Source organism: Segatella baroniae DSM 16972 = JCM 13447, assembly GCF_000426585.1.
Taxonomy (GTDB): Bacteria; Bacteroidota; Bacteroidia; order Bacteroidales; family Bacteroidaceae; genus Prevotella; species Prevotella baroniae.
The window spans coordinates 55,963-81,365 of the sequence record NZ_AUFQ01000008.1 but is presented as its reverse complement, the minus strand read 5'-3'; the positions used below and the strand labels follow the sequence as shown (position 1 = coordinate 81,365).

Genomic DNA, 25,403 nt, shown 5'->3' with positions numbered 1-25,403 from the left:
TTATAATCTGAACCCAAATATTTTGTAGATGAACTTCGTACAAATCATTGCCACATTGGTGTAGACTCCATTCTCATGACATGCCCGTACATCTTCGCGTATCAACACCATCCTGCTTCTAATGTTCTTAGTGCTTATGCCACCAAGTCTCATGGTTACGAAATCCATGGGCAGATATACTCCTTTAATTTTGTTCACAATAAACAAACGGACCATCATCTCATAATCGGCCGCTATCTGATAGTCAAGCCTATATCCTCCCATACGGTCGTAGATTTGCTTTCGCAAATATAACGACGGATGAGCCGGCATGAATCCAAATCTCAACCAAAAGGGACGAAAAGCCTTGGAAGAGTAATAGCGAACCACCTTATTCGGTTGGCTGTCATCGATGAAATGGACATCGCCGAAAACCGCCTCAATGTCATCTCGCTGAAATTTTGCCACGACCTTGGCTATCACGTCATTGCTTGTAAAGTAATCATCCGAATTCAACATGCCCACAACATCCCCCGTGGCCATGGCTATCCCCTTGTTCATGGCATCGTAAATACCGCCGTCCGGTTCGGAAATATACTTCAAACGACCGCCAAACCGGACTTCAAACCCCTGGACAATCTCCATCGTACCATCGGCAGACTGGCCATCCACTATGATATATTCAATATTCTGATGGGTTTGAGCCAGCACAGAGCATATTGTATCGGAGATTGTTCGGGCACTATTATGGGCTACTGTTATAATAGAAACCTTCATACTATTGCTTTTTTAGAGCCACACGAAACAGACTCCCTTTCAACGTCAGCTTTTTTTTCGACAAGTGTTCGATTGTAAAAGTCTCTCCCAACCCTGCTATCCCATAGTCCTCCAAGGCCTTTTCATCCGTCAGGACAGGATCTCCTTGAAGGCGGTCGTCAAGTGCAGGGCTGTAAACTGACAATCCATCGCCTTCATGTCTAAAATAAAGGAAAACGGACAAGTTGCCTCCTGTCAAATTCAACAGCCTTCCTTGGACTGCCCAATACATCCGTTCATTACTTTTATAACAGCTTCCTCCTGTTGCAAGCGTGTCGATACGCACCACATGCCAATAGCCGTCCAAATCGCCATTGTCTTCATGCTCCAAGTTGCAGGAAGCCAAAGTGGATAACAACAAAAATGTTCCAACAATATGTGTAAGCAGTCCTTTCATTCCGTCTACTTTAAAAAACCTGTCTTGACGATGGTCAACCGACCGCCATAGTTATGCCCCAACAATCCTCCCATATCCATTCCGCAAGCGCTTGTAATCCTCCAACCTTTATTCAGATGGCACGTCACTTCCAACATGACACTCACATTCCGCCGCGTTTCTGTGAAAGGATCGTCATAGGTGCCCAAACCTGACTGATAGGTTGCCAACAAACGATAGTCCACCTGCTCCGTCGGATAACCGCTCAAGCCCAGATGACAAGCCGTGAACCTGTTGTTTTGAAAAACGATTCTTCCATCCTTATTATATAAAGGAGCCGTATAGAGTGGATTGCCAATGGCCTGTCCCCAATGCTGCCAACCCATATAGATGTTATGGTTGTAATAATTGTCACGTCCACCGATATGCTCACTGAAGCTTTTCGTGTGGTCATGGTAGACAGGCCCGCTCTGATATTGGGTATAAATATACTCTACCACAACGTTGTCAATCCACCGGCAATCTTTCAATCTCACCTCCGCGCCCAGCATGATGTCCTTCAGGTCATAGACGAAATAGCGGCGCTTCTTCCGCACGTTCCATTCGTCACCCGTACCATAGCCGTCATAATCCAAGAGAAACATGCCAGAATGGTCCTCGAAAAACTTGTCGGCATAAAGGCTCACGCCCCATCTGTCGGTGTCATAGTTGACGCGCATAAGCCAAGAACCCAGCTGGTTGCCCGCCGCATTCTGGTATGTTGTCTCCTCTACGTCAGCCCCACCCGGCACCACTGCATGCCAGAAGTCCTTCAATCCTCTGCCTCCCCGCAACACTGTTGTTGTGCCATCCGCCTCCGGTCGGTAGATGGTGCCGCCGAAGGTGGTGGCCATTTCCAGTCCGAGTTCGACGGAAAAAGGAAAGAAACGGTCGGGATTGCCTATCATCAAATAGCCGGCCTTGCTGTGATAGAGCACGTTGTCTGTATGTCTTTCCGTTTTCGACACGAAATCACGCTGCCAGTTGCCGTCCGTCATCTTGCCGAAGGCGACATGCCCCTTCAACCGCAACCAGTCGTGGGCGAAGGGCAACACCCAATACTCGGGCAAAGCAAGGCGCGCCTGGGGCACCGGTCGTGCATTGATTCCCAGCGTCTGCGAGCCACTGCTCAGCCGGTTGTTCTTCAGTCCCATGGGAAATTCCTTGCTGCCCACCGTCAACACGCCATGCAACCATCGTGCTTCCACAAACGCCTGTTGCACGACGGCCTTGCTGGTGTAGCGCATCGGGGCCACGACATCCAACCCGTAGCCCAGCGCCCAGCGGCGCGTGGAATCATTCCGCAAGGCACGCTCCACGCTCGCTCGCAGATAACCGTTGTCCGATTTCAGCGAACTCAGTCCATGCCGGTTGGCGTTCAGCCACAACGGCGTGGTACCTTTGGCCACGGAAGCCTGTGCCTCCACCCTGTATTGGATATCCTTCGAGAGATTCAGTCTACCTGTTTCAGCACCTTCCTGCCACGCATATTGCGCATGACCGACAAGCGGCCATGCGCACAGGGCAGCAAAGTAAACAAATTGCTTGAAATTCATGTCATCATCAGCATGGTGATATGATGATAACGACACACGCCTCCTTTTATTATAAAGTAGGCTCGCGTTATTATAAAGCAGGCTCGCACAAGCGTTCAGAATATGTAACCGGCCGTCAGGTAGAACGCACGAGCATGGGCATCGCCCATCTTCTCATGCACGTCGAATGCTCCCGTCTCCGCGCCAAACGTCACCGAAAGATGGCGAGTCTCATACCCCAACTCCAACATCGGGCCTATATCGAAGCGGCGCATGTCGAACCCTGGAAAGCCATAGGTGTCGTATTCATGTACGCCATGAACCACTTTGCCCCCGACACCATACGAGGCGAAACATCCCATGCCCACTTTCATGCCACCTTTCTTGTCCGTCGGCATGAACATGGTGACGAGAAGAGGGACTTCCAATAAATTCTGATGGATGTCCGCCATATCCTTCGTATCATCCTTCCATGGCCCTCTCGCGCCTTTCTGAATGTAACGCAGCCCCATCTGCAAACTGAAGCAACGCGTCTTGAACGGTATCTGAAGCCCAGCCTCGGCCATCAGACGCCACAGCCCCTTGATTCCACCAGTGTTCTTGCCCACATAATCGGCCGAAACAACACCCGCCTTCACGTAGGGTTTCACGCCCGGCGCGACCATTTCGCTGGCGTCACTGATGTAGGAATGACTTGATCTTTTTTCTTCCTGTGCATGTTGAAACACTTGTGCCTGCGTCGTTGACACTCCAGCCAGCAACGCGATTGCAAGGAAAAGAGTACGCATAATTACCTTTTGTTTGTTAATAATCGGTTCATCTGCCAACGTTGTCTCCCATCTTCATCCACAACAGTCTTGTACCCGACAGCAGATAGAGCGTGTCGCCCTGCAGATCGGCCGCCTGGACAGGCTCGGTGAAATTGAGCTTGGCATTTCCCTCGTCGTCGACAATCCAGAAGTCGAAGCCATTTTTCGAGTCTGTACCCACAAAGGCGTATTTTCCATGGTGCTGGTAGACGTCGTAGCGGTTGGCAGAGGGGAAGGTTTCTTCCACCTGCAGCTTGTCGTTGACCACCAGGATGCTCTTCTTGTCGGTGACAACATAGCCGCGGCCGGGGCCGAATTGCAATGGCGTGAGCTTCTTGTCCTCGCCTCGGAAAGTGTAGATCTTGCTGTATGGAATCGAGATGGGGTGTCCATAAATCTTCTTGTCCCATGGTTCCAGCATGTCCTTCGAAAGCAACTGCCCGTCGGCGGCATTGAGTACGGCGGCAAAGGGCTTGCCGCATTTCTTCATCATCACGCCTCCCTTCAGCCCAACGCCATAGCTGAGCAGATGTAGTTTGCCATCCTTCACCGTCAGTTGGCTGTAAGAACCGTCCTTGTTGTCGAACGGCGTCGTCCACACCTGCTGCGCCTGGGCGTCATAACAGCTCACACCGGCCTTGTCAGCAAAATAATAGCAGGTGCCGTCAGTGGCTATGTTGGAGCACGTGTGCGACGTTACATTGGAGTTAACATAGGGCACATAATAAGTATATACCCCCATGGCCATGCCCGTCGCCACACCCATGGCCACAGCGCCGAGGCTCTGCAGCAGCACGCTGCCCACGTCCACCTTGCCCGTGGCGGCGTCGTAGCGGTGCAAGTTGCCCGTCGTGATGTTGACGAAGTTCATGTCGTCGGCCGCCACCATCAGCAGCGAGTCTCCCACCACCTGCATGTCCTTCCATCCCCAGTTCAGTTCGTGCTTCACGTTGCTGACCCACAGTTCCTGTCCCGTGGACAGACTGACGCCCCGCAGCTTGGCGGCCGTGGCCGACCGATAGCCGACGATTACGTCCTTGGCCTCGTCTATATAAAGAGGTAGAAGCTTGGTATTCCATTTTTCGGTCGTGGCGTCGGCCATGAGCTTTAGTTTTCCATTGTCCTGCACGAGCAATCCCTGCGACGTCAGCTTCATGTTGTCCATCATCGCCTTTCCTTCCGGCGCGTTGGAGAGGCGCATCAAGGCTTCAGTCCTGCTGAATTTCATCGGCATGATCCAGTTGGTGGCACCTGAAACCCTGTCCACCAGGCAGATTTGGCCATCGTTCGTCCAGGCGTCTTTCTCACGCTTGCGCAGTTTCACGGCCACGGTCTTGCCGTCGGGAGACACCGATAGTGAGTAACAAGTGTGCTTCAAGTCGATTGAAGCCAATTTAATTGGATTCCCGTCCACGTCCTTAGCAATGGCTATGGAGTCTATTTGGGCATTTGATGTCAGTGGCAGAAAAGCCAGAACACAAGCCAACCATACGTGTTTTCGTCTCATCTTTGGTGATTTATCATTAACAAAAGACTTGACAAAGATAAGCCTTTTCAGAAGACAAACAAAACAAATCCTCACATTTTTATAATAAAACGGCCGTCTTGTCAGTTCTTTTATAAAAGGATTTGACGCGTTGGACATTGTCCATCGATGTTCCGCGCTTTCCAATCGATATATTCATGGTTGACAACACGATATATATATTGTCCGTAACAGCTTCTTTTCTCCTCAGTCTCTGCTGTGGATTCTTTTTCATTCCTGCCATCTTGAACTTCTGCAGGACTCACAAGCTATATGATTTGCCCAACGCCCGCAAGGTGCATCGGCACGCGATACCCCGCCTCGGCGGCATAGCCTTCCTGCCCAGCATGCTCCTTGCCTTCATGTTTTGCATCCTTGCGCTCCACTATATGGAAGGTACAGCTCCGCTGCGGGTGAGCCTTTGGACGTATTCGGTCATGGTGGGAACCGTCATTGTCTACGCCATTGGCGTCGTCGACGACATGATTGGGCTCAACGCCAAGATGAAGTTTCCTGTCCAGATCTTGGCTGCGGCCTTGCTGCCCCTCAGCGGTCTCTACCTCAACGACCTCTACGGACTGGCCGGCATTCATCAGTTGTCGCCCATGGCGGGCAGTCTGCTGACGATTTTCGTCATCGTTCTGATTGTCAATGCTTTCAACTTGATTGACGGAATCGACGGATTGGCAGCCTGTCTCACGCTCATCGCGCTGAGCGGCTATCTGTTCTGCTTCATCCGCGAGGAGCTTTGGATTTACTGCATCATGATTTCGGGGCTCATGGGGGTGCTCGTCGCCTATCTCTATTTCAATCTTTTCCTGAGCGAAAGGCACAAGAAGAAAATCTTCATGGGCGACTCGGGCAGTCTGACGCTGGGCTATGTGCTGGCCTTCCTGTTCGTCAAGTTTTCCATGAACAACGCCGATGTGCCGCCGTTTTACAACGAAAACAGGATGTTGACATATTCGTTGCTCGTCGTTCCTTGCTTCGATGTGATCCGTGTCTTCCTGGTTCGCCTGCGAAACGGCCGCCCCTTGTTCCATGCGGACAAGAATCACGTCCAGCACAAGATCATGCGCACGGGCATGACGCAGCACCAGACGCTCATCCTCATCATCTTCATGCAGCTGGGCTTCATCGCGCTCAACATGACGACTTATCTCGCCACCAGCTGCAACATCACGATAATGGCGATCGTAGACATCTTCGTCTATATCGCCATCCATCTCTTGATCGACCGGTACATCAAACTAAATGGTCGGAAGCCTTTCGAATAAATCCCTTCGCCTTGTTTTCGTGGGCACAGAGACCGTCGGAAAGAATGACAGCCGGACAGCCTTTCGTCCCGACGCCCCCGCAGCCCGACACCCCGCTCACACCAGCGTGGCCACGACTTCCTCGCGGGTTCCGGGCAGCATGTCGATGACCGGAATCTCGGGCATGGTGTAGCACCCCGGGGCCAGACGCATCGAAGCACGGGCCACATTGGCCAGTACTTGTGCCGTCAGCGCGGGGTTGTTGATACTCATGTTGAACTCGAAATGCTGGTTCTGGGTCTTCCCGCTCACGCCCTTGCGCACCAAGTTGACGCCATGTCCCATGTCTCTGACCTCGTCGACGGAGCTTACCGCAAACACGTGCGTCTCATCGTGTGCGAAATAGGGGTCAGCCTTGACTTCGGCGGTCACCTGCTCCAGCGTGGCGCCATCCTCCAATTCCACGTAGACCATGCGGCGATGAATGCCTTCACCCAACGGAATGGTGACCGAAAGGGCGTTCTTCACGCCTTTCTTGCCGCGCACACAGACGCTGTGCCCCATGCTCATGCCCGGACCGAAGTTGGTGTAGGTGAGTCCCTTGGGGGCCAGACTCTGCATCAATACGCGCACGATGGAGTCCGAACCGGGGTCCCATCCGGCTGAAATCACGCTCACCTTGCCGGCCTTCTTGCAGTTTTCCATCTGCTTGGCGCGGTAGTTGAGAATGTCGGTATGGATGTCGAAGCTGTCGACGGTGTTGATACCGAGGGCCACTATCTTCTCCGCATACGCGGGACATGCCCGTGTCGGCGCGGCCAGAACGGCCACATCCACGTCGGAAAGCTTGATGATGTCGTCCACGACGGCATAAGGTGCCAGTTCGGCCGGCTTGTCCTTGTCGCCCTGGCGGCGCACAATGCCTGCTATCTCGAAATCGGGGGCGGCCTCAAGCGCCTCCACGGTGTAATGACCGATGTTGCCGTAACCTACGACGGCTGCTCTGATTTTCTTCATAATTAATATGTTTTGCTGTTAATAACTTCACTCTTTCACAACGGCAAAAGTAGTGTAATTTGACGAATTGACCAGCAGTATGCTTTCTTTTTTAGCTATATTTTTACTGAATGTGCCGGATAGTAGCACACCGGTTCGGAATAAGAAAGTATTCCAGATACATCATCGAGCGCATCAATGAACTGCTCAAGAACAATACTCCAGTTCCATAAGCTATAGTGTCAAGCTATCTTTATTCAACAGAAAATCCAGCAAACCTACGGTTACAATTCCTTGCTCGTCACGCTTAGGCTTAATGTCATCTTTTACAACAATAATTTTCTTGAAAGAATCATTGATAAGCGAGAAAGAAGTCTTTTCTTGCCGTTCTTTCTCCATGTCAGGTATGGCAAAGGCAGACTGGATATAGTATCTGTTGCTTCCCTCATTCACCACAAAATCAACCTCATATTGCTGGCGAACGCTTTTCCCTTCAATTTTTCTTTTAACATCTACAACACCAACATCTACATTATAACCTCTTATTCGCAACTCATTATAGAGAACATTCTCCATAATATGATTTTCTTCTTGTTGACGGAAATTCAAAATGGAATTTCTTACTCCCAAATCACAAAAATAATATTTGGACAAGGAACCTATATACTTACGTCCCTTGATATCATACCTCTCAGCTTCTTCTATCAGAAAAGAGTCTTTCAAATAGGAAATGTACTTTGCTACTGTGGGATAGGACAAATCAACATTCTCTTTACTCTTAAAGGTATTGGTCAATTTGTTTGGATTGCAGGATGAACCTATAAAAGAAGACAGCATCTTTACCAACTCCCCAAACTCATGTTCTTTAATCTCATGCCGTTCTTTTATGTCCGTCAAATAGGTTTTGCGATACACATTATAAAGATAGTCGCTTTTCTTCTTGTCACCTACCAAAGTCAAAATGTGAGGTAGCCCGCCGTATGTATAATAGTCTTTCCATGCCACCTGTTTATCTCCGCCTATGGCTGCATGATATTCTGAGAAAGAGAATGGGTACATGTGTATCTCATCGCTCCTATCCCGAAACTCTGTTACGATATCATTTGAAAGGAAATGGGAATTGCTACCTGTTACATATACATCTACATTTTCAATATGCAACAAACTATTCAGCACATCCATGAATTCATCTACCATCTGTATTTCGTCCATAAGTATGAAATACAACAGGTTATCCTTGATTTGCAGGCGGATATGTGCCAATAAAACATCAGGATTTCTTAGCTTTTGATTGATGCGGTCATCCAAAGCAATGGAGATGATGTGGTCTGCCGGTATGTTCTGTTTCAGCAAATAATCACGGAAAAGCACTTGTAGAAGTGTGGACTTGCCGCATCTCCGCATACCTGTGATTACCTTGATAAAGCCATTTTCTCGCCCGTCAATGAGCTGGTTCAAATAGATGTCTCTGGGAATAACTGTTCTCATATTTTAAATTTCCGCCCCAAGGGACGCTTTTTTCAATGACAAAGATACGGCTTTTGTTTTAATAACAACACTTGTGGTTTTAAAAAAGTGCCATCCGGGGCACTTTTTTAAAACCCGAGAGCCTTCAAACGTGCAGAATTCAACTGGCTTTTCCTGACATTTCTCCGTATTCTACATAATATTTGCCCATCACAAGGCGTTATCGGTTTGTATATATACAACAAACAGACACTTATGATTGAATACATCAAGGGCGAGCTCACCGACCTCACCCCCGCCGTTGCTGTCGTCGAAGCTGCGGGCGTGGGCTACGCGCTCAACATTTCATTGACCACCTACAGTGCCATCCAGGGCCGACGTGAGGTGAAAATCTTTGTGCATGAATCGCTGGTGACGGGCGGACGCGACGACAGCTTCACGCTCTTCGGCTTTCAGAGCAGGCAGGAGCGCGAACTCTACCGCATGCTCATCACCGTGTCGGGCGTCGGCGCCAACACGGCGCGCATGATGCTCTCGTCCATGACGCCCGCCGAACTTTGCAACGCCATTGCCAACGGCGACGAACGGATGATCAAGAGCGTCAAGGGAATCGGCCTGAAGACGGCCCAACGCGTCATCGTCGACCTGAAAGACAAAATCATGGCCAGCGGCATTGCCGACGAACTGCACGTGGGCGCGCAGCGTGGCGACGCCCAGATGGTCAACACGGCCGTCAAGGACGAGGCCGTCGGCGCCCTCACCATGCTGGGATTCTCGCCCGCTCCGGCTGCCAAAGTCGTGACAGCGATATTGAACGAGCAACCCGACATGGCCGTGGAAATGGTCGTGAAGGAGGCTTTGAAACGGATAAAATAGGTCAGGATGCCGAGAAGGAAACTGCTATTGGGCTTCATACTGCTTGCGACATTCGCCGCAAGCTATGCCCTTGCCGTGCCTTTTCTACACCACCATCAAGACAACCGACAACCAACAACCGACTCCCTGACGACCGGCAAGCCGCGATGGCGGGTGCAACGAACCACTCCCATCACCTACGCCGACCTCGATTCGAGCAGCCTCGACCTGCGGCAGCCTGACAACCTGCATTATGAAGTGACCTACAACGACAGCCTGCAACGCTATGTGATAGGCCGGAAGATGGGCGGCACGTGGCTCGGCGCACCCGTCATGATGACGCTCGACGAATATATGAAGTGGCTGGACCGCCGCCGTCGCGACGTGTTTTTCCGCTCCAAGAACGACGAAATCCATCAGAAGAAAGGCAAAGAGAAGTTCGATTTCAGCGACATGCGCTTCAACCTGGGGCCGGCCGAGAAGATTTTCGGCCCCGGCGGCGTGCGCATCAGGACGCAGGGCACAGCCGAACTCAAGCTGGGGGGCACCGTCAAGAACATTGAAAACCCATCGCTGAACATCCGCAACCGCAAGACGACGGCACTGGACTTCGACGAGAAAATCAATCTGGCCGTCAATGGCAAGGTGGGCGACAAGGTGAACATGAACCTGAACTACAACACCGACGCCACATTCGACTTCGACACGCAGAACCTGAAGCTGAAATACGACGGCAAGGAGGATGAGATCGTCAAGCTGGTGGAGCTTGGCAACGTGTCGTTCCCCAGCAATTCGTCGCTCATCATGGGCGCCAACTCGCTCTTCGGCGTGCGCACCGACATGCAGTTCGGCAAGTTGAAGCTGCAACTGGTGGCCTCGCAGAAGAAGAGCGCCAGCAAGAGCGTGGGCTCAAAGGGTGGCGTTCAGCTGACGCCCTTCGACATCGGCGCGGCCGACTATGAGGAGAACACCCACTTCTTCCTCAGCCATCATTTCCGCGAACGCTACGACGAGGGCATGAAAAGGCTGCCGCACGTCATGACGGGCGTCACCATCAACCGCATCGAGGTGTGGGTCACCAACAAGACGGGCTCCACCAGCGACACTCGAAACATCGTGGCACTGGCCGATTTGGGTGAGAACAGGCTGGTCAAAAGCCCGCTCTGGACGACGCTGGGGCTGCCCGTTCCGTCCAACCAGGCCAACACCGAGTACGCCACGCTCAATGCCAACGCGGCCGTCCGCGACATCGACCAGGTCTCGACACAGCTCGATGGGATGGGACTCGTGGGCGGACAGGACTACGAGAAGGTGGCCAATGCCGTGCGGCTGTCCCCCGAATCCTACACCGTCAACACGGCCTTGGGCTACATTTCGCTCCGGACTGCCCTGCAACCCGACCAGATTCTGGCCGTGGCCTACGAGTACACGTATGGCGGCAAGACCTATCAGGTGGGCGAATTTGCCACCGACAAGACCGACGTCGGCCAGTCGCTGCTCGTCAAGGCGTTGAAGAACACCAGCAACAACCCCACGCAGGGCAACTGGCGGCTGATGATGAAGAACGTCTACAGGCTCAGCGACACGGTGGAGAAGGACCGGTTCAGGCTCGACGTGAAGTACCAGAGCGACACGACGGGCGTCTATCTCAACTACATTCCCGAGCCTCAGGTGAAGAGCCGGACACTGATCAAGGTGCTGGGAGCCGACCGTCTCGACAACAACGGCAACGCGCGACCCAACGGCTACTATGATTTCGTAGAGGGCTACACCGTCAGCAACGGCCGGGTGTTCCTCCCCGTGGCCGAACCTTTCGGTCAGTATCTGCTCCGCTACCTCAAAGCGAACGGCGTTCAGGCCGACGTGGCCGCCAAATATGCCTTCACCGAACTCTACGACTCCACCCGGACCATCGCCCGCCAGATAGCCGAAAAGGACAAGTTCGTGCTCTCGGGCCAGTTCAGAGGGTCGCGCACCAACGTCATTTCCTTGGGGGCGTTCAACGTGCCGCAAGGCTCCGTCGTCGTCACGGCAGGCGGTGTGCGCCTCACCGAAGGCTCCGACTACACCGTGGACTACAACGCCGGCGAAGTGACGATACTCAATCGCAGCATTCTCGACGCGGGAACACCCGTCAACGTGTCGCTGGAGAGCAACACGAACTACAGCCAGATGCGCAAGACCATGCTGGGAATGAACTGGCAATACGACTTTTCCAAGAACTTCCAGCTCAGCGGCACGCTCCAACACTTGCAGGAACAGGCCATCATCAACAAGGTCGCCATGGGCGCAGAGCCCCTCAACAACACGCTGTGGGGCGTCAATGTCAACTGGAAAGCGGAGAGTCAGTGGCTCACAAACATGCTCGACAAGCTGCCGTTCCTGCATCTGACGCAGCCTTCCCGCATATCTTTCACGGGCGAATTTGCCCAACTCATCGCCGGCCAAAGCCGTGGAACGCAGGACAACGCCTCCTATCTGGACGACTTCGAAGGCTCCAAGACGGCGGTAGACGTGTCCATGCCGTCGTCGTGGTTCATATCGAGCGTGCCGTCACGGTTCACCGAACACAGCGACAAGACGACGCTTTCGGGCGGCTACAACCGCAGTCTGCTGGCCTGGTACTACATCGATCCGCTCTTCACGCGCCGCGGCAGTTCGCTCACGCCGGGCCACATCCGCAGCGACCTCGACCAGTTGAGCAACCACTATGTGCGCGAGGTCTACATGCGGGAGCTTTATCCCAACCGCGACTACAACGCCTACAACGGCGGAAGCACCGCCAACACGCTCAACATCCTCAACCTTGCCTACTATCCCGCCGAGCGTGGGCCCTACAACTTCAATCCCGACCTGAACCAAGACGGCACGCTCAACCGCCCCGAACGCCACTGGGGCGGCATGATGCGCAAGCTCGACATGAGCGATTTCGAGACGGCCAACGTGGAATACATCGAGTTTTGGCTGCTCGACCCGTTCCTTTATTCGCGCCGTCAGCCCAACGCGGCCGAGCATGGGGGCGACTTCTACATCGACTTGGGTGAGGTGAGCGAGGACATTCTGCCCGACGGGAAGAAGTTCTATGAGAGCGGCATGCCGGTAGACGGCAGCTCCGCCTTCACGACAACGCAGTGGGGACGCATTCCGAACCAAGCGACCACGACCTATGCCTTCGCCACCACGTCGGGCGCACGCCAGCTTCAGGACGTCGGTTTCAATGGTCTGACCGACGAACAGGAGCGTTCCTTCGCCTCCTACCAGCCTTTCCTCAACGCCATAAGGGGCAGAGTGAGCCCCGCCGTGCTGGACTCCATCTCCAACGACCCCGCGAACGACAACTACCACTACTTCCGTGGAACGGATTACGACGAGATGCAGGCCGACATCCTGCGCCGATACAAATACATCAACAACCCCCAGGGCAACTCGCCGGACAGCGGACAGCGCAACGAACGCTACGACACGTCCTACAAGACCACACCCGACGTGGAGGACATCAACCAGGACTACACGCTCAACGAGTATGAGAAATACTTCGAATACCATGTTTCCATCCGCCCGAACGACCTGGAGGTGGGACGAAACTTCATCGTCGACAAGCGCGAATACACCGCGCCGCTGCGCAACGGCAACAAGGAGACCGTGAACTGGTACCAGTTCCGCATTCCCGTGAAGGAGTTCGAGCGACGCTTCGGGACCATTTCCGACTTCACGTCGATACGCTTCATGCGCATGTACCTCACCGGTTTCAAGCACCCCATCGTGCTCCGCTTCGGCAGTCTCGACCTCGTGCGCAGCGACTGGCGGCTCTACGAGCAGCAGCTGGACAACTCCGCCAACACGGGAACGCTGACCGTCAGCGCCGTCAACATAGAGGAGAACGGCGAGAAGCAGCCCGTCAACTATGTCGTTCCGCCCGGCATAGACCGCGTCCAGGACCCTTCGCAGCCGCAGGTGGTGAGCAACGAACAGGCGCTTGACCTCGTAGCCGTCAATCTGTCGAGCGGCGAGTCGAAGGCGGTGTACAAGAACGCGACGATGGACATGCGCCAATACCGCCGTCTGGAGATGTTCGTCCATGCCAACGCCCTCCAGCAGAACGTGACAGACCTGCAAAACGGCCAGCTGGCGGTCTTCATACGTCTCGGAAGCGACTACAAGAACAACTATTACGAGTACGAAGTGCCGCTGCAACTGACCCCGCCGGGCCGCTACGACCGCCGTTCGACGACGCAACGGGCCATCGTCTGGCCGATGGAGAACCGCATCGACCTGCCTCTCCGCTTGTTGACCACCCTGAAAAAGGAGCGCAACAAGGCGCGCGCCACGGGCGAAGGGGCCTACACCAGGGAGTTTCATCAGTACGACCCCGACCATCCGGCCAACCGAATGGCCATCAAGGGCAACCCCACCTTGGGCGAAGTGAAGACCATGGTCATCGGAGTGAGGAACAAGTCGGCCGAAAACAAGAGCGGAGAGGTGTGGGTGAACGAGCTGAGACTCAAGGAATATGACAACAACGGAGGCTGGGCGGCCCAGGGAAACCTGCACGTGCAGCTCTCCGACCTGGGCACCGTCAACGTTCAGGGCAGGCATGTGTCGCAGGGATTCGGCGGCTTGGAGCAGGGTGTCATGGAGCGTTCGACCGACGACCGCAACCAATACAGCGTGACGACGAGCGTGGAACTCGGCAAGTTCTTCCCCGACAAGGCGCACGTGACCATCCCGCTGTACTACAGTTACAACAAGGACACGATGCGACCGAAGTACAATCCGCTCGACACGGACATGCGGTTGAAGGACGCCCTCGACGCCGCGGCCTCGCGAAAGGAGCGCGACTCGATCGAGAGCATTGCCGTCACGCGCGCCACTACGTCGAACTTCTCCATCTCGAATGCCCGCGTCGGCATTCAGACGAAGCGTCATCCCATGCCCTACGACCCCAACAACTTCGCCTTCAGCTACAGCCATGCCCGCTCACACACCACCGGTCAGACCACCATCTACGAGAATGAAACCAACTGGCGCGGCGCGATGAACTACAACTGGAGCCCCGTCTACAAGGCTTGGCAGCCGTTCAGCCAGATGAAAAGCAAGTCGAAATGGCTCGAATTGCTGAAGAAGTTCGGCTTCAACTGGCTGCCGCAGTCGGTGGGTTTCAACACGGAGATGATTCGAAACTACTACGAACTGCAGGAACGGGACATGGAAGCCGCCGAAGGAGGCCGACTGCCGTTGAGCTTCAGTCAGCAGTTTCTGTGGAACCGCGACTTCACGCTGCGCTGGGACTTGACCAACAACCTGCACATGAACTTCCAGAGCGTCACCCACGCGCAGATAGAAGAACCCTACACGCCCGTCAACAAGGACCTCTATCCCGACCGTTACTCGGCCTGGAAGGACTCCGTGTGGCAGTCGATACGCCACTTGGGGACGCCACTCGACTACAACCAGTCGTTCTCGCTGTCCTACAACGCGCCCATCAACCTGCTGCCGGTCTTCGACTGGGTGACGGCCACCGGCAACTACACGGCCACCTACAACTGGCTGAGGGGCAGCGAACTGGAAGACGGCACCTCGCTGGGCAACACAATCGTGAACAACCGCACGATGTCCGTCAACGGAACGTTCAACATGACGACCCTCTACAACCACATCCCGTTCCTCAAGGCGGCCAACGCCAAGCGTCCGTCACGGAACGACGGCAGGGCCGGTGCCGCCCCGGGAGGCCGCAGGGGCAACACCAGACCGCAGACCGCGGAGCAGCGAAAGGCCGAACAACAGAAGAGGTTGCTCGACAAGAGGAAAAAAAACTTTGAACAGGAAGTGACGCTCATGCCCGATTCCACCATCAAGCTGACCCACGGCAAGAACTCGAAAAGGCTGATTGTGACGGGCAAGACACAGGACGGCAAGACGCTGCGGCTGCGCTTCAAGACGTCCGACAACAACACAATCGTATTGAAAAGCAAGGTGGACTCGGCCTTGAAGGTGAAGGTCAGCGTGGCGGCCAAGGAGCCGTTGGAGAACCGGAAGTGGTACAAGCTGGCCCAGGGGACCGCCCGCTTCCTCATGATGCTGCGCAACGTGACCGTATCCTACCGCAACCAGTACTCCATGTCGCTGCCGGGATTCATGCCGAAGGTCGGCGACGCCTTCGGACAGACGCGTGGCACGGGGGCCTTCGCGCCCGGACTGGACTTCGCCTTCGGGCTGACGGGCGACTCGTATGTCGACCGTGCCAGCGAGCGGGGATGGCTGTTGCGCAACGACTCGGTGGCGACGCCGGCCACGACCAACGCTTCGGAGGACTTGCAGATAAGGGCCACGCTCGAGCCCTTCGACAACTTCAGGATCGACTTGCACGCGACGCGCGCCACCACCCGCGGCAAGGGCATACAATACATGTACGACGGCATGCCGAAGACCGAGAACGGCACGTTCACCATGACCACCCTGTCGCTGCGCAGCGCGCTCGAAGGCATGGGCGACGCCACCGGCGGCTACCACAGCGCGAGCTTCGAGCGGTTCTGCAACTCGCTGGAAGGGTTCCGCCAACGTGTCGAAGCCCGCTACAAAGACGCCCCCATGCCGGGTGGCGGCAGGTATGACGCAGCCGCAACTCCCGTCGACAAGTACAGCTCCGACGTGCTCATACCGGCTTTCCTGGCCGCCTACACGGGCGGAAACTCGCTCGACGTGTTTCCAAAACTCACCCGCCTGCTGCCCAACTGGTCGATTCGCTACGGCGGACTGGGCACGCTGCCGTGGTTCCGCGACGTCTTCAAGAGCTTCAACATCAACCATTCCTACAAGAGTATCTATGCCGTGGGAGCCTACAGCAGCTATTCCACCTTCCAGGAGTACATGAACGGGCTGGGATTCGTCACCAACACCGACAACACGCTGACGCCCCACAGCATGTACAACATAGCGATGGTGAGCATCAACGAGGCCTTCAGCCCGCTGCTGGGGGTCGACATGACGTTCCAGAACAACCTGACGGCCAAGTTGGAGTACCGCACCACGCGCGTATTGAGCCTGAACATGACGAGCGTTCAGCTCAACGAGGCGTTGAGCAAGGACTGGGTTTTGGGCATGGCCTACAAGATAAACGACTTCAAACTCTTCGGGAGAACCGTCGGAAAGCCCCGCAGAAGCCGCGTGAACAACGCGCCGGCGGAGCGCAACGGAGGGCGCAAGACGGGCGCAGGCACCGCCACCCGGGGCGTGAACCACGACCTGAACGTCAGACTCGACCTGAGTTTTCGCCGACAGGCCGCCCTGACGCGCGACATCGCCTCGACCGTGACGGCAGCCGGCGGCGGCAACACGGCCCTGAAGATGAGCCTCTCGGCCGACTACACGCTGAGCCGCATGCTCACGCTCAACTTCTATTACGACCGGCAGACCAACACGCCGCTCCTGTCGGCCAACAGCTATCCCACAACCACGCACGACTTCGGCCTCAGCCTGAAGTTCTCGCTCACGAAATGAAAGCCGCGTTCCGCGCCACAACCACCCTTCCATCCCCCAACGGCGCAGCCGCATTTTCCAGCCGCTGCCCTTTCACGTTCCGACCGCTGCCCTTTCGCGTCGCAAAAGCTAAGCTTTCACACGCCAAAAGGACAGCTTTCGCCGGGCGAAAGCTGTCCTTTTGCAAAACAGTAACAAAGCTTTTGGAAAACGTCAGTTGGGTTCGCACAACACCGTGCACACCTTGTCTTGGAACGCACGGCCGTTGCCGACGTGCATGAGGCCCTGGTTGATGATGGCGAAGCAGAGCCTGTGGCCGTTGGAGGCCGTGCAATAGCCGGCCAGACTGCTGACACCGGTCACCGTTCCGGTCTTCGCCTTCACGTTGCCGTTGGTGAACACGCCCTTCATCCGCTTCCGCAGCGTCCCGTCCTGGCCCGCTATGGGCAGGGCCTGGAGCAGGTGATGGTAGACGTTGTCGTTGCGATAGGCGTAGCGCAGCAGCTTCACTTCGAGTTCGGGAGACACATAATTATATAAGGAAAGGCCCGAACCGTCGGCTATCTTGTAGCGCGAAGCGTCCAACCCGACCTTGGCGATCAGCCGCTTGATGACCGTCCGCGCGCTCGTCGCCGAGGCCGGACGGTTGCCCGTGCTGGCCGCCAGCTGATAGAACATGGATTCGGCGTAGAGATTGTCGCTCTCCTTGAGCATGCGCATCAAGACCTGGTCCATCGTATGGAAGCGGGTCACGATGCAATAGGCGTCCGAAGGCTTGCGCCCGTCGGTGGTCGTCACCTCCATCACGACGTCGGCTCTGACCAAAGCTTGCAGGAAACGGCTGACAAACTGGTCCTTCTTGCCCACCAAAAGGGGTGAAAGCGTCCAGTTGTCGTCGTCCCAACACCAACCTTCCCCATAGCGTTTGTCGTCCTTCATGCTCTTGTCGGCCACGATGCGGCCGTGAATCGTGTCCACACCCATCTTCTTGATGGCCTCCACAAAGGCGTTCATGTCGTCGTTGTTGAAGCGCGGATCGAAGCCGCCCACGCAGTAGAGGTCGCCCCGGAGCGTGCGTCCTTCCACCTTGCCGGTATAGCACAGTTCGGTCTTGAACTGATAGTCGCCCCCCAAGCGGTCGATGGCCGTGATGGCCGTGACGACCTTCATCGTGCTGGCCGGCCGCATCAGCTGCCGCTCGTTGTGGCGGAAGATGACGGAATCGGCGTCCAGGTCGTAGACCATCAGCCCCACCTGCGACGTCTGAAACATGTCGCTGGTGAGCAGGCGGCCGAGCCTGTGCTGCACACTCTGCGGCCAGGGGCGCGCAATCGTGTCGCCGGCCAGCCCCACGAGCAGCGTGGAGTCGGCCTCGCCGTCGTCGTCGCCGTCGGCCACCGCTTCCTTCACCTGCGCGAAAACAGGTGCCGTCAGGAGTAGGAACAACAAGGGAAAAAGATATTTGGCCGCCACGGGCCAGCTATTCGTTCGTTTCATCATACGCTTTCAGCCTCTTCATCAACTCCTTGCAGAACGCGTCCTCGTTCTCGGGCTCGACCGCCACCATGCGGTCGGAGCCATACACGACCATCACGAATCGGCTCAGGCCTCCCAAACGCTTCATGGGCGTCACCTTCACGACCTCCGACAGACGGACGACCTGCCGTCTGGCCAGCCTTCCCCTGTCGATGACGAGCAACTGCTCGCCGTGCTCTTGCGTGAAGATATAGGAGGTATGAAGCATGCGCTCGGTCATCAATACGACGACCAAGACCAACACAAGCCCCACAACAGGGGACTTCGACCAGAACAAAAAGAAAGCGAGTATCGAGAAAACGATGATTCCGCAGACTCCGGCGATGGACAAATGCCGATGAAAAGTTCTATTCATAATTTTCAAGCGCAAAATTACAAAAAAGAAACAGCTTACGAACTGCTTTAACAATAAATTGCTATTTTTGCAGCACGAATAAACAATTGAAACATGACTTTCAAGTATGATTTCCTCATTATCGGCGCAGGCGTGGCCGGAATGAGCTACGCGCTGAAGATAGCGAGGGCGCACAAAGGGCGCATCTGCATACTTTGCAAGACTTCGCTCGAAGAGGCGAACACGTCGTTTGCCCAGGGCGGCATAGCCTCCGTCACCAATCTGGAGCTGGACGACTTCGCCAAACACATTCAAGACACCATGATTGCGGGCGACTTCATCAGCGACCCGCAGGCCGTGGAGCAAGTGGTGAGGCGGGCGCCGGCCCAGATTGGCGAGCTCACCGGCTGGGGAGTGAACTTCGACCGTGGGCAAGACGGCGCGTTCGACCTGCACCGTGAGGGCGGCCACTCGGCCTTCCGCATTCTCCATCACGCCGACGACACAGGCGCGGAGATACAGCGCGGACTGATGGAAGCCGTCAGAAGCACCCCCGCCATCGAGATACGGGAGAATCATTTCGCCGTCGAAATCATCACCCAGCACCACCTTGGCGCGGAAGTGACGCGCCGCACGCCCGACATCGCGTGCTACGGGGCCTACGTTCTCAACCCCGAGACACAGAAGGTGGACACCTATCTGTCGAAGGTCACGGTGATGTGTACGGGCGGTTGCGGCGCCGTCTACCAGACGACGACCAACCCCGTCATCGCCACGGGCGACGGAGAGGCCATGGTCTATCGGGCGAAAGGCACCGTGAAGGACATGGAGTTCGTACAGTTCCACCCCACCGCCCTCTTCCACGCGGGCGAAACGCACCCCGCCTTCCTCATCACCGAGGCCATGCGGGGCTACGGCGGCATTCTGCGGCTGCCCTCCGGCGAGAGCTTCATGGAGAAATACGACGAGCGTCTGTCGCTGGCGCCGCGCGACATCGTGGCCCGCGCCATCGACAACGAAATGAAAATACACGGCATCGACCACGTATATCTCGACGTCACGCACAAGGATGCGGAGGAGACGCGCCGCCATTTTCCCAACATCTACCACAAATGCCTTTCCATCGGCATTGACATCACCCGCGAATACATACCCGTCAGGCCCGCGGCCCACTACATGTGCGGCGGCATTCAGGTAGACCTCAACGGCCAAAGCAGCATTCGTCGGCTCTATGCCTTGGGCGAATGTGCCTGCACGGGACTGCACGGCGGCAACCGATTGGCCAGCAACTCGCTCATCGAAGCGGTGGTCTATGCCGACACGGCGGCCGCGCATTCGCTCGCCAAGGTGGACAACTACGACTTCAACGACGCCGTTCCGGCCTGGAACGACGAAGGGACGCTCACCAACGAGGAGCACGTTCTCATCACGCAGAGCGTCAAAGAGGTGGGCGAAATCATGAGCAACTACGTGGGAATCGTGCGCAGCGACCTGCGCCTGAAGCGTGCCTGGGACCGGCTCGACCTGCTTTACGAGGAGACCGAGGCCCTGTTCAAGCGCGTGAAGGCCGGCAAGGACATCTGCGAACTGCGCAACATGATCAACGTGGGCTATCTCATCACGCGCCAGGCCATCGAGCGTAAGGAGTGCCGGGGGCTGCACTACACGACCGACTACCCCGTCCACGCCTACGACAAGGCCTGAACGACAGCGGCCTTCACCGACCGTCATCCCATAATGCGTAGGCGGGAACTCCATGAGAGTTCCCGCCTACGCGTCATATCGGGCAGCCTTTGCGCCCCACGACCGTGCCCCAAGGGCCGTCGGTCACTTCTTGCTCTTGTAATAGTTCAGCCCTTGCTGCACATTCTTGATCAAAGCCCGGGACGAATAGGTGGCTCCACTCACGCCGTCGACCTCCATCTGAGCAGCTTTCTTGACCGTCTTGCCCTCGAATTGCTTCAAAAGCACCTTGGCCTTGGCAAAGTATTGCGGCGTCTCCCGGTTGGGAAGAGCCTCCACTTTCACGATTTTATTCTTCTTGATGTAAATCTCCACCGGCGTGGCGCCTTTGAAACCGCGCACGGTCTTGCTGATTTCAGTCGTATTGACGACCGTCGTATCGCTGCTTCTCGTAATCGGTTCGCTGTTGACGGCAGCGCTTGCGAACAGCGTCACAGCCAAAGCCGCGCCCGAAACCATACCTATCGTTCTCTTGTTCATAAGTTTGTTGTTGTTTAAATGATTGATTTCCCTCTCATGGAAGAAGGCCATTCCAGAGAAACACCTTATTAAATATAGGTGCAAAATTACCGTTTTTCTCTACATTCGACCCAATCGCGTTTTGGTTTTTCACTACTTTTAGAGAAAAAGCATTATTTTTGTATGTTGAAAAAACCATTGGCCATCGACCGGAAAAGCATGAACCCTTCGTTGAACATCCAAAACCATCTGCAACTGAACCCGCTGCTGCGCATCGCCGTCGTGCTGGCAGGCGGGATTGCGGCCGGCGAACACCTCCAACTCCCCCTCTCCACGCTTCTTCTGCTCTGCGGCGGCAACCTCCTGGCTGCATTCTTCTGTCGTGGCAAGTGGCAGAGCACGGCCATCCTGACGGCAACCGCGCTGTCGGGCGCACTGCTCATCACCTTCCACCACGCCCGAACCGCCCGCCCGTTGCCCACGGGCAGCGTCCACTATCAAGCGGTCATCGCCAGCCAACCGCAAGTTCACGGCAAGACCATGCGCTGCGACCTGCTCGTCACGGCCTTGGAAGGCGCGCCGCTGCGGAGTCCCATGAAGGTCAGGGCGGCCATCCTGCGCCACGACGACAGGCACGACAGCCTGCTGACCATCGGCAACGGACTCGTGGCGGAAGCCGAAATCAAACTTCCCGACACGACGGCCGACACCCCACACTTCGACTATCGACGCTGGATGCAGGTGCATGGTTACGAAGGCGAGACGTTCATACCCTATTGGAAATACCACACGGCCGTCTTTCCGCTGCACATCGGCCGCCTCGAAAAGGCCCGACTGTGGGCGCTCGGCTTGCGGGAACGGCTGGCCAAGGACTTCCGCCGGTCGCAGATGGGCGACGAAGAGCGGTCGCTCCTGCTGGCCATGACGCTCGGCGACAAGTCCATGCTCAGCCGGCAGACCCGCGACGACTTTTCAAAGACGGGCGTTTCTCACGTCCTGGCACTCTCCGGACTGCACCTTTCCATCATCTATTTCATGTTGCTGGCCCTCTTCCGGGGCAATCTCGTGGGCAACCTGTTCTGTCTCACGGCCATCTGGGCCTATGCCATGATGGTCGGCCTGCCGCCGTCGGTGGTGCGTTCGGCCACCATGATCACCGTCTACGGGCTCATCGCGCCACTCCACCGCGCCAAGATGAGCATGAACACGCTGTCGCTGACGGCCATCATCATGCTCGTCGTCCACCCCTTGAGCCTGTGGGACGTGGGATTCCAGCTGTCGTTCATGGCCGTGGCGGGCATTTTTATCTACTTCGGCCCCATCAGCCGCACGCTTCAAACGCGCCATCGGCCCTTGAGATGGCTCACAGACCTCATGGCCACGTCGCTGGCCGCGCAGCTCATGACCGCTCCCCTCGTGCTCCACTACTTCGGACGGCTGTCCGTTTACTTCCTGCCGGCCAACCTCTTCGTCATTCCATTGACCACGCTCATCCTCTATGGAGCCGTCGCCGTGTTTGCCACCACGCCCTTTCCGTTCCTCCACAGCCTACTGCTGCGACTTGTCGGCGGCCTGGCCACGCTCCTGGTGCTGGGCGTACAGAAAACAGCCACACTCCCCGGCGCGTCGATAGACCATGTCCATCTCGGCAGCCGCGGCGTGTGGCTATGCTACTTGTTGATTGCCCTGCTAACGGCAGGCGCATGGCAATGGCGTCAACGATGGCTCAATCGTCGACTCCGAACAGCGGATCTTCGGGCATGACCATCACCGGCTTTTGGTCATAGTCGCGCAACAGCTTCTCGCCGACGTACTTCTTGTCGACCACCAGGCGGAACATGTATTCATTGAACCAGTCGTTGGTCATGATGACGCAGCCCTTATGGCCGCTGTCGGCACCCCAACTGTTCTCCACCATCCACTTGACAGGCTTGCCGGCGCTGTCCAAATCGACTGCCGAAAGCGTCATTGCGTGCGTCGACCCGCTGTCGAACGTGGCGATGCGCTCGGCCTTCGTCATGCCGAAAGACGTACCGAAGAGCGTGGCGTAGTCGTAGTTGTCGAGCGTGGAATAGCCGCTCTTGCGGTCGAACTGCTTGCCCGCGTCGTAGCTGCTGTAGAGCTTCCGCCCGTCCTTGAGCGCGGCGATGGCCAGCTTGGCGACCTCTTCCATCGGCAGATTGAGGTACTTCCAGTTGTGACCGTCATAGACATGGCGGTCGAAATCCACTTCGTAAGTCTTGTAATAAGGCCGCCGCGGGTCGTTCATCACCATGATGAAACTGCCGTTGAGGGCATGGCCGACCGTGACGTCGTAGAACTCCTTCGGTGTGAAACGGCGTGTTTCGCCCACAGGATTGCCCTTGGCGTCGCGGAACGTATAGGTAAATTCCTTCACAGGCTCGCCCAGTGTCAGGCTCAACATGCGATAGATGACGCCCAGCATTTCGGTCTTGCGCCGGTTGATGGCCGCGGGCTTCTTCTTGTCGGCCACCATCTTGCGCAGCTCCAGCCCATACTCGCGCAGCTTCGACGAGATGAGACGGCCCATGCGCGACGTGTTGTTGGCCGAATAGCTTTCGGGCATGACGCTCATCGGCACCAATCCATACTTGTCTGCCAGGTCGGCGACACCGCAGAAGGTGCCCCCGTCGGACACAGGATGGCGGAAGAAGAACTGCACCCGTGGGTCGTCCAGCGGCTTGTCGGCGCAGTCGATGACGCCCTGGAGCATGAGATTGGACTTCTCCAGCTGGTCCCAGAAGAAGAGATAGGCATGCGAGAACTCCACCTTCCGCCCATCCTTGTGGGCCAGCGCGAAGTTGCTGCGCAGCACGTTCAGCCCGCTGAACATCCAGCAACGGCCCGAACTCTTCTGGTTATGAATGCTTTGAGCCGGCGTCGTCACCGAGAAATGGTCGTCGAGGCCTACCAAGGCCCTGCCGTTCTTGGCCAAGTCGTCGATGGAATTGGACGCGATGGCGTTGGCCAAGGCCTTTTCGGCCACGGAAGAAGGCTGTGCCTGTTGAATCTTCTGCAACATGTCGGCCGATATTCCGCCCCGGGTCTGGGCCGACAGGCTCATGGACGCGGCCATGAACAGACTAAGAATAAAAATTTTACGCATTGAGATTGGATTTAAATTAGATTGCTGCAAAAATACCAAAAATATGCGAAAAACCGCCATTCGGCCCGAAAGTAAGTTGCAAGACGGCCCTTTTTGTCGTTCATTCCCTCACAAACGGTTTCAATCCCTTGGCCGCCTCCTCGGCCGTGATGCGCTTTCCGCCACCGTGTCTTTCATTTCCGGAGCCACGACGTGCATCGTGGCGGTCAAGAGAAGAATTGAAGCGATTTTTCTCATTGATAGATACATTCCATATAATGGACTATCTATCTCGTCATATCGGTTTCAAAGATAATCATTTTCCATCGAATTACCATCAAAGTTTTACATTCACACTGTTCGAAGACACCGACGGCGCGACTTCCGCCGTGTTTTGAAAGTGCATTTTGTAAAGTTTCTTATCCAAAAAAATGGTCGTTTGAAATACTCCATCTACGCTTCTGAAAGTCCCCGGACAACCTTTCAAGTTCCGTTTTCGGCACTTCTGCCGGCCCAAAACACAACTTTTGCGGGACAGCCACTGCCCTTTCGACGGTCCAAAGCTGTCCTTTTGGACGACTAAAACGCAGCTTTGACGCGCAAAAAACAGCCTTTTCGGGGCCTGAAAATGGGCTTCTTACATGCTAAATGGGCAATGGAAAACGTGAAACCACTGATTGACAGGAAATTACAAAATGGCAAAAAACGGCGTTATTTGCAGCCGATTCCAACTTATTTGAAAATATCGCAGCCATTCAGAAGACTTTGTCAAATAAATTCACAGCCCACCGCCTTGACCTCGCAAGTCCTTAAACGCAGACCGATATCTCAAGAAAAGTGTGACAAAACGCCATTCGTATCATCGAAAAAATGTAGTTTTTACTTGTATATATCCCCATGAAAATGTATTTATTTCAACGAACAAAGATGAACCGGATATCATTTATATACACAACCCGGCATAAACAAGGGTCCCATAACTGATCTTAATAAATTTATTTCTGCTGTAGGAAATATTCCTTTTGCCAATTCTATTTTTATGAAAGGTATCGTGAAAAAACATATCTATATATTTTCACACGCATCATTCCATGCC

Annotated in this window: 16 protein-coding genes; 5 read left to right on the top strand and 11 right to left on the bottom strand. The window is 55.4% G+C overall.

The genetic code is table 11. The features are described 5' to 3' along the window. The 5 genes from K334_RS0107450 to K334_RS0107430 form a co-directional block, all read right to left on the bottom strand. Complete coding sequence (locus tag K334_RS0107450) at nucleotides 1–756, bottom strand: glycosyltransferase family 2 protein (protein WP_025880049.1); 756 nt, start codon at nucleotides 754–756, stop codon at nucleotides 1–3. Nucleotide 757: 1 nt separating this feature from the next. Further along, nucleotides 758–1,192 (bottom strand): lipocalin-like domain-containing protein, encoded by a 435-nt coding sequence (locus K334_RS13680; protein WP_025880047.1) that lies wholly within the window; start codon nucleotides 1,190–1,192, stop codon nucleotides 758–760. 5 nt (nucleotides 1,193–1,197) lie between these two features. Then, a complete protein-coding gene (locus K334_RS0107440) occupies nucleotides 1,198–2,766 on the bottom strand; it encodes a capsule assembly Wzi family protein (protein WP_025880046.1) in 1,569 nt (522 codons plus the stop codon). A gap of 95 nt (nucleotides 2,767–2,861) precedes the next feature. Continuing rightward, on the bottom strand, nucleotides 2,862–3,533 hold the full coding sequence (locus K334_RS0107435; protein WP_154655573.1) for an outer membrane beta-barrel protein: 672 nt from the start codon (nucleotides 3,531–3,533) through the stop codon (nucleotides 2,862–2,864). A gap of 28 nt (nucleotides 3,534–3,561) precedes the next feature. Continuing rightward, a complete protein-coding gene (locus tag K334_RS0107430; RefSeq protein WP_154655572.1) occupies nucleotides 3,562–5,061 on the bottom strand; it encodes a hypothetical protein in 1,500 nt (499 codons plus the stop codon). A gap of 122 nt (nucleotides 5,062–5,183) precedes the next feature. Between K334_RS0107430 and K334_RS0107425 the strand changes: the two genes are divergently transcribed. Continuing rightward, on the top strand, nucleotides 5,184–6,356 hold the full coding sequence (locus K334_RS0107425; protein ID WP_021589991.1) for an MraY family glycosyltransferase: 1,173 nt from the start codon (nucleotides 5,184–5,186) through the stop codon (nucleotides 6,354–6,356). Nucleotides 6,357–6,452: 96 nt separating this feature from the next. Here the strand turns inward: K334_RS0107425 and K334_RS0107420 are convergent, their stop codons facing one another. Next, on the bottom strand, nucleotides 6,453–7,352 hold the full coding sequence (locus K334_RS0107420) for a diaminopimelate dehydrogenase (protein ID WP_027444759.1): 900 nt from the start codon (nucleotides 7,350–7,352) through the stop codon (nucleotides 6,453–6,455). A 213-nt stretch (nucleotides 7,353–7,565) separates the two neighbouring features. Beyond that, the gene (locus tag K334_RS0107415) at nucleotides 7,566–8,819 is read right to left on the bottom strand and encodes an ATP-binding protein (RefSeq protein WP_025880037.1); all 1,254 of its coding nucleotides are present in this window, start codon (nucleotides 8,817–8,819) and stop codon (nucleotides 7,566–7,568) included. Between the two features lie 234 nt (nucleotides 8,820–9,053). On the opposite strand from K334_RS0107415, the gene ruvA reads away from it, so the two are divergent. Further along, nucleotides 9,054–9,674, top strand: coding sequence for a Holliday junction branch migration protein RuvA (ruvA, locus tag K334_RS0107410; RefSeq protein WP_027444758.1), 621 nt, complete (start codon nucleotides 9,054–9,056; stop codon nucleotides 9,672–9,674). A 6-nt stretch (nucleotides 9,675–9,680) separates the two neighbouring features. Continuing rightward, complete coding sequence (sov, locus tag K334_RS0107405; protein ID WP_036890120.1) at nucleotides 9,681–17,150, top strand: T9SS outer membrane translocon Sov/SprA; 7,470 nt, start codon at nucleotides 9,681–9,683, stop codon at nucleotides 17,148–17,150. A 192-nt stretch (nucleotides 17,151–17,342) separates the two neighbouring features. On the opposite strand, the gene dacB is transcribed toward sov, so the two are convergent. Beyond that, entirely contained in the window at nucleotides 17,343–18,629 is a 1,287-nt protein-coding gene (gene dacB / locus K334_RS0107395) for a D-alanyl-D-alanine carboxypeptidase/D-alanyl-D-alanine endopeptidase (RefSeq protein WP_373277766.1), read from the bottom strand. Beyond that, nucleotides 18,610–19,020, bottom strand: coding sequence for a hypothetical protein (locus tag K334_RS0107390; protein ID WP_025880035.1), 411 nt, complete (start codon nucleotides 19,018–19,020; stop codon nucleotides 18,610–18,612). Before K334_RS0107390 ends, dacB begins: the two co-directional genes overlap by 20 nt. Nucleotides 19,021–19,113: 93 nt before the next feature. On the opposite strand from K334_RS0107390, the gene nadB reads away from it, so the two are divergent. Beyond that, nucleotides 19,114–20,703, top strand: a complete 1,590-nt coding sequence (nadB, locus tag K334_RS0107385) for an L-aspartate oxidase (protein ID WP_027444755.1) — start codon at nucleotides 19,114–19,116, stop codon at nucleotides 20,701–20,703. 123 nt (nucleotides 20,704–20,826) lie between these two features. On the opposite strand, the gene K334_RS0107380 is transcribed toward nadB, so the two are convergent. Then, entirely contained in the window at nucleotides 20,827–21,222 is a 396-nt protein-coding gene (locus tag K334_RS0107380) for an FMN-binding protein (protein WP_021590127.1), read from the bottom strand. A 162-nt stretch (nucleotides 21,223–21,384) separates the two neighbouring features. Here K334_RS0107380 and K334_RS0107375 point away from each other — a divergent pair, with 162 nt between their 5' ends. Continuing rightward, complete coding sequence (locus K334_RS0107375; protein ID WP_051218692.1) at nucleotides 21,385–22,965, top strand: ComEC/Rec2 family competence protein; 1,581 nt, start codon at nucleotides 21,385–21,387, stop codon at nucleotides 22,963–22,965. Here K334_RS0107375 and K334_RS0107370 read toward each other — a convergent pair. Next, entirely contained in the window at nucleotides 22,928–24,328 is a 1,401-nt protein-coding gene (locus K334_RS0107370; RefSeq protein ID WP_025880033.1) for a C1 family peptidase, read from the bottom strand. The genes K334_RS0107375 and K334_RS0107370 overlap by 38 nt on opposite strands. Nucleotides 24,329–25,403 lie beyond the last annotated feature (1,075 nt).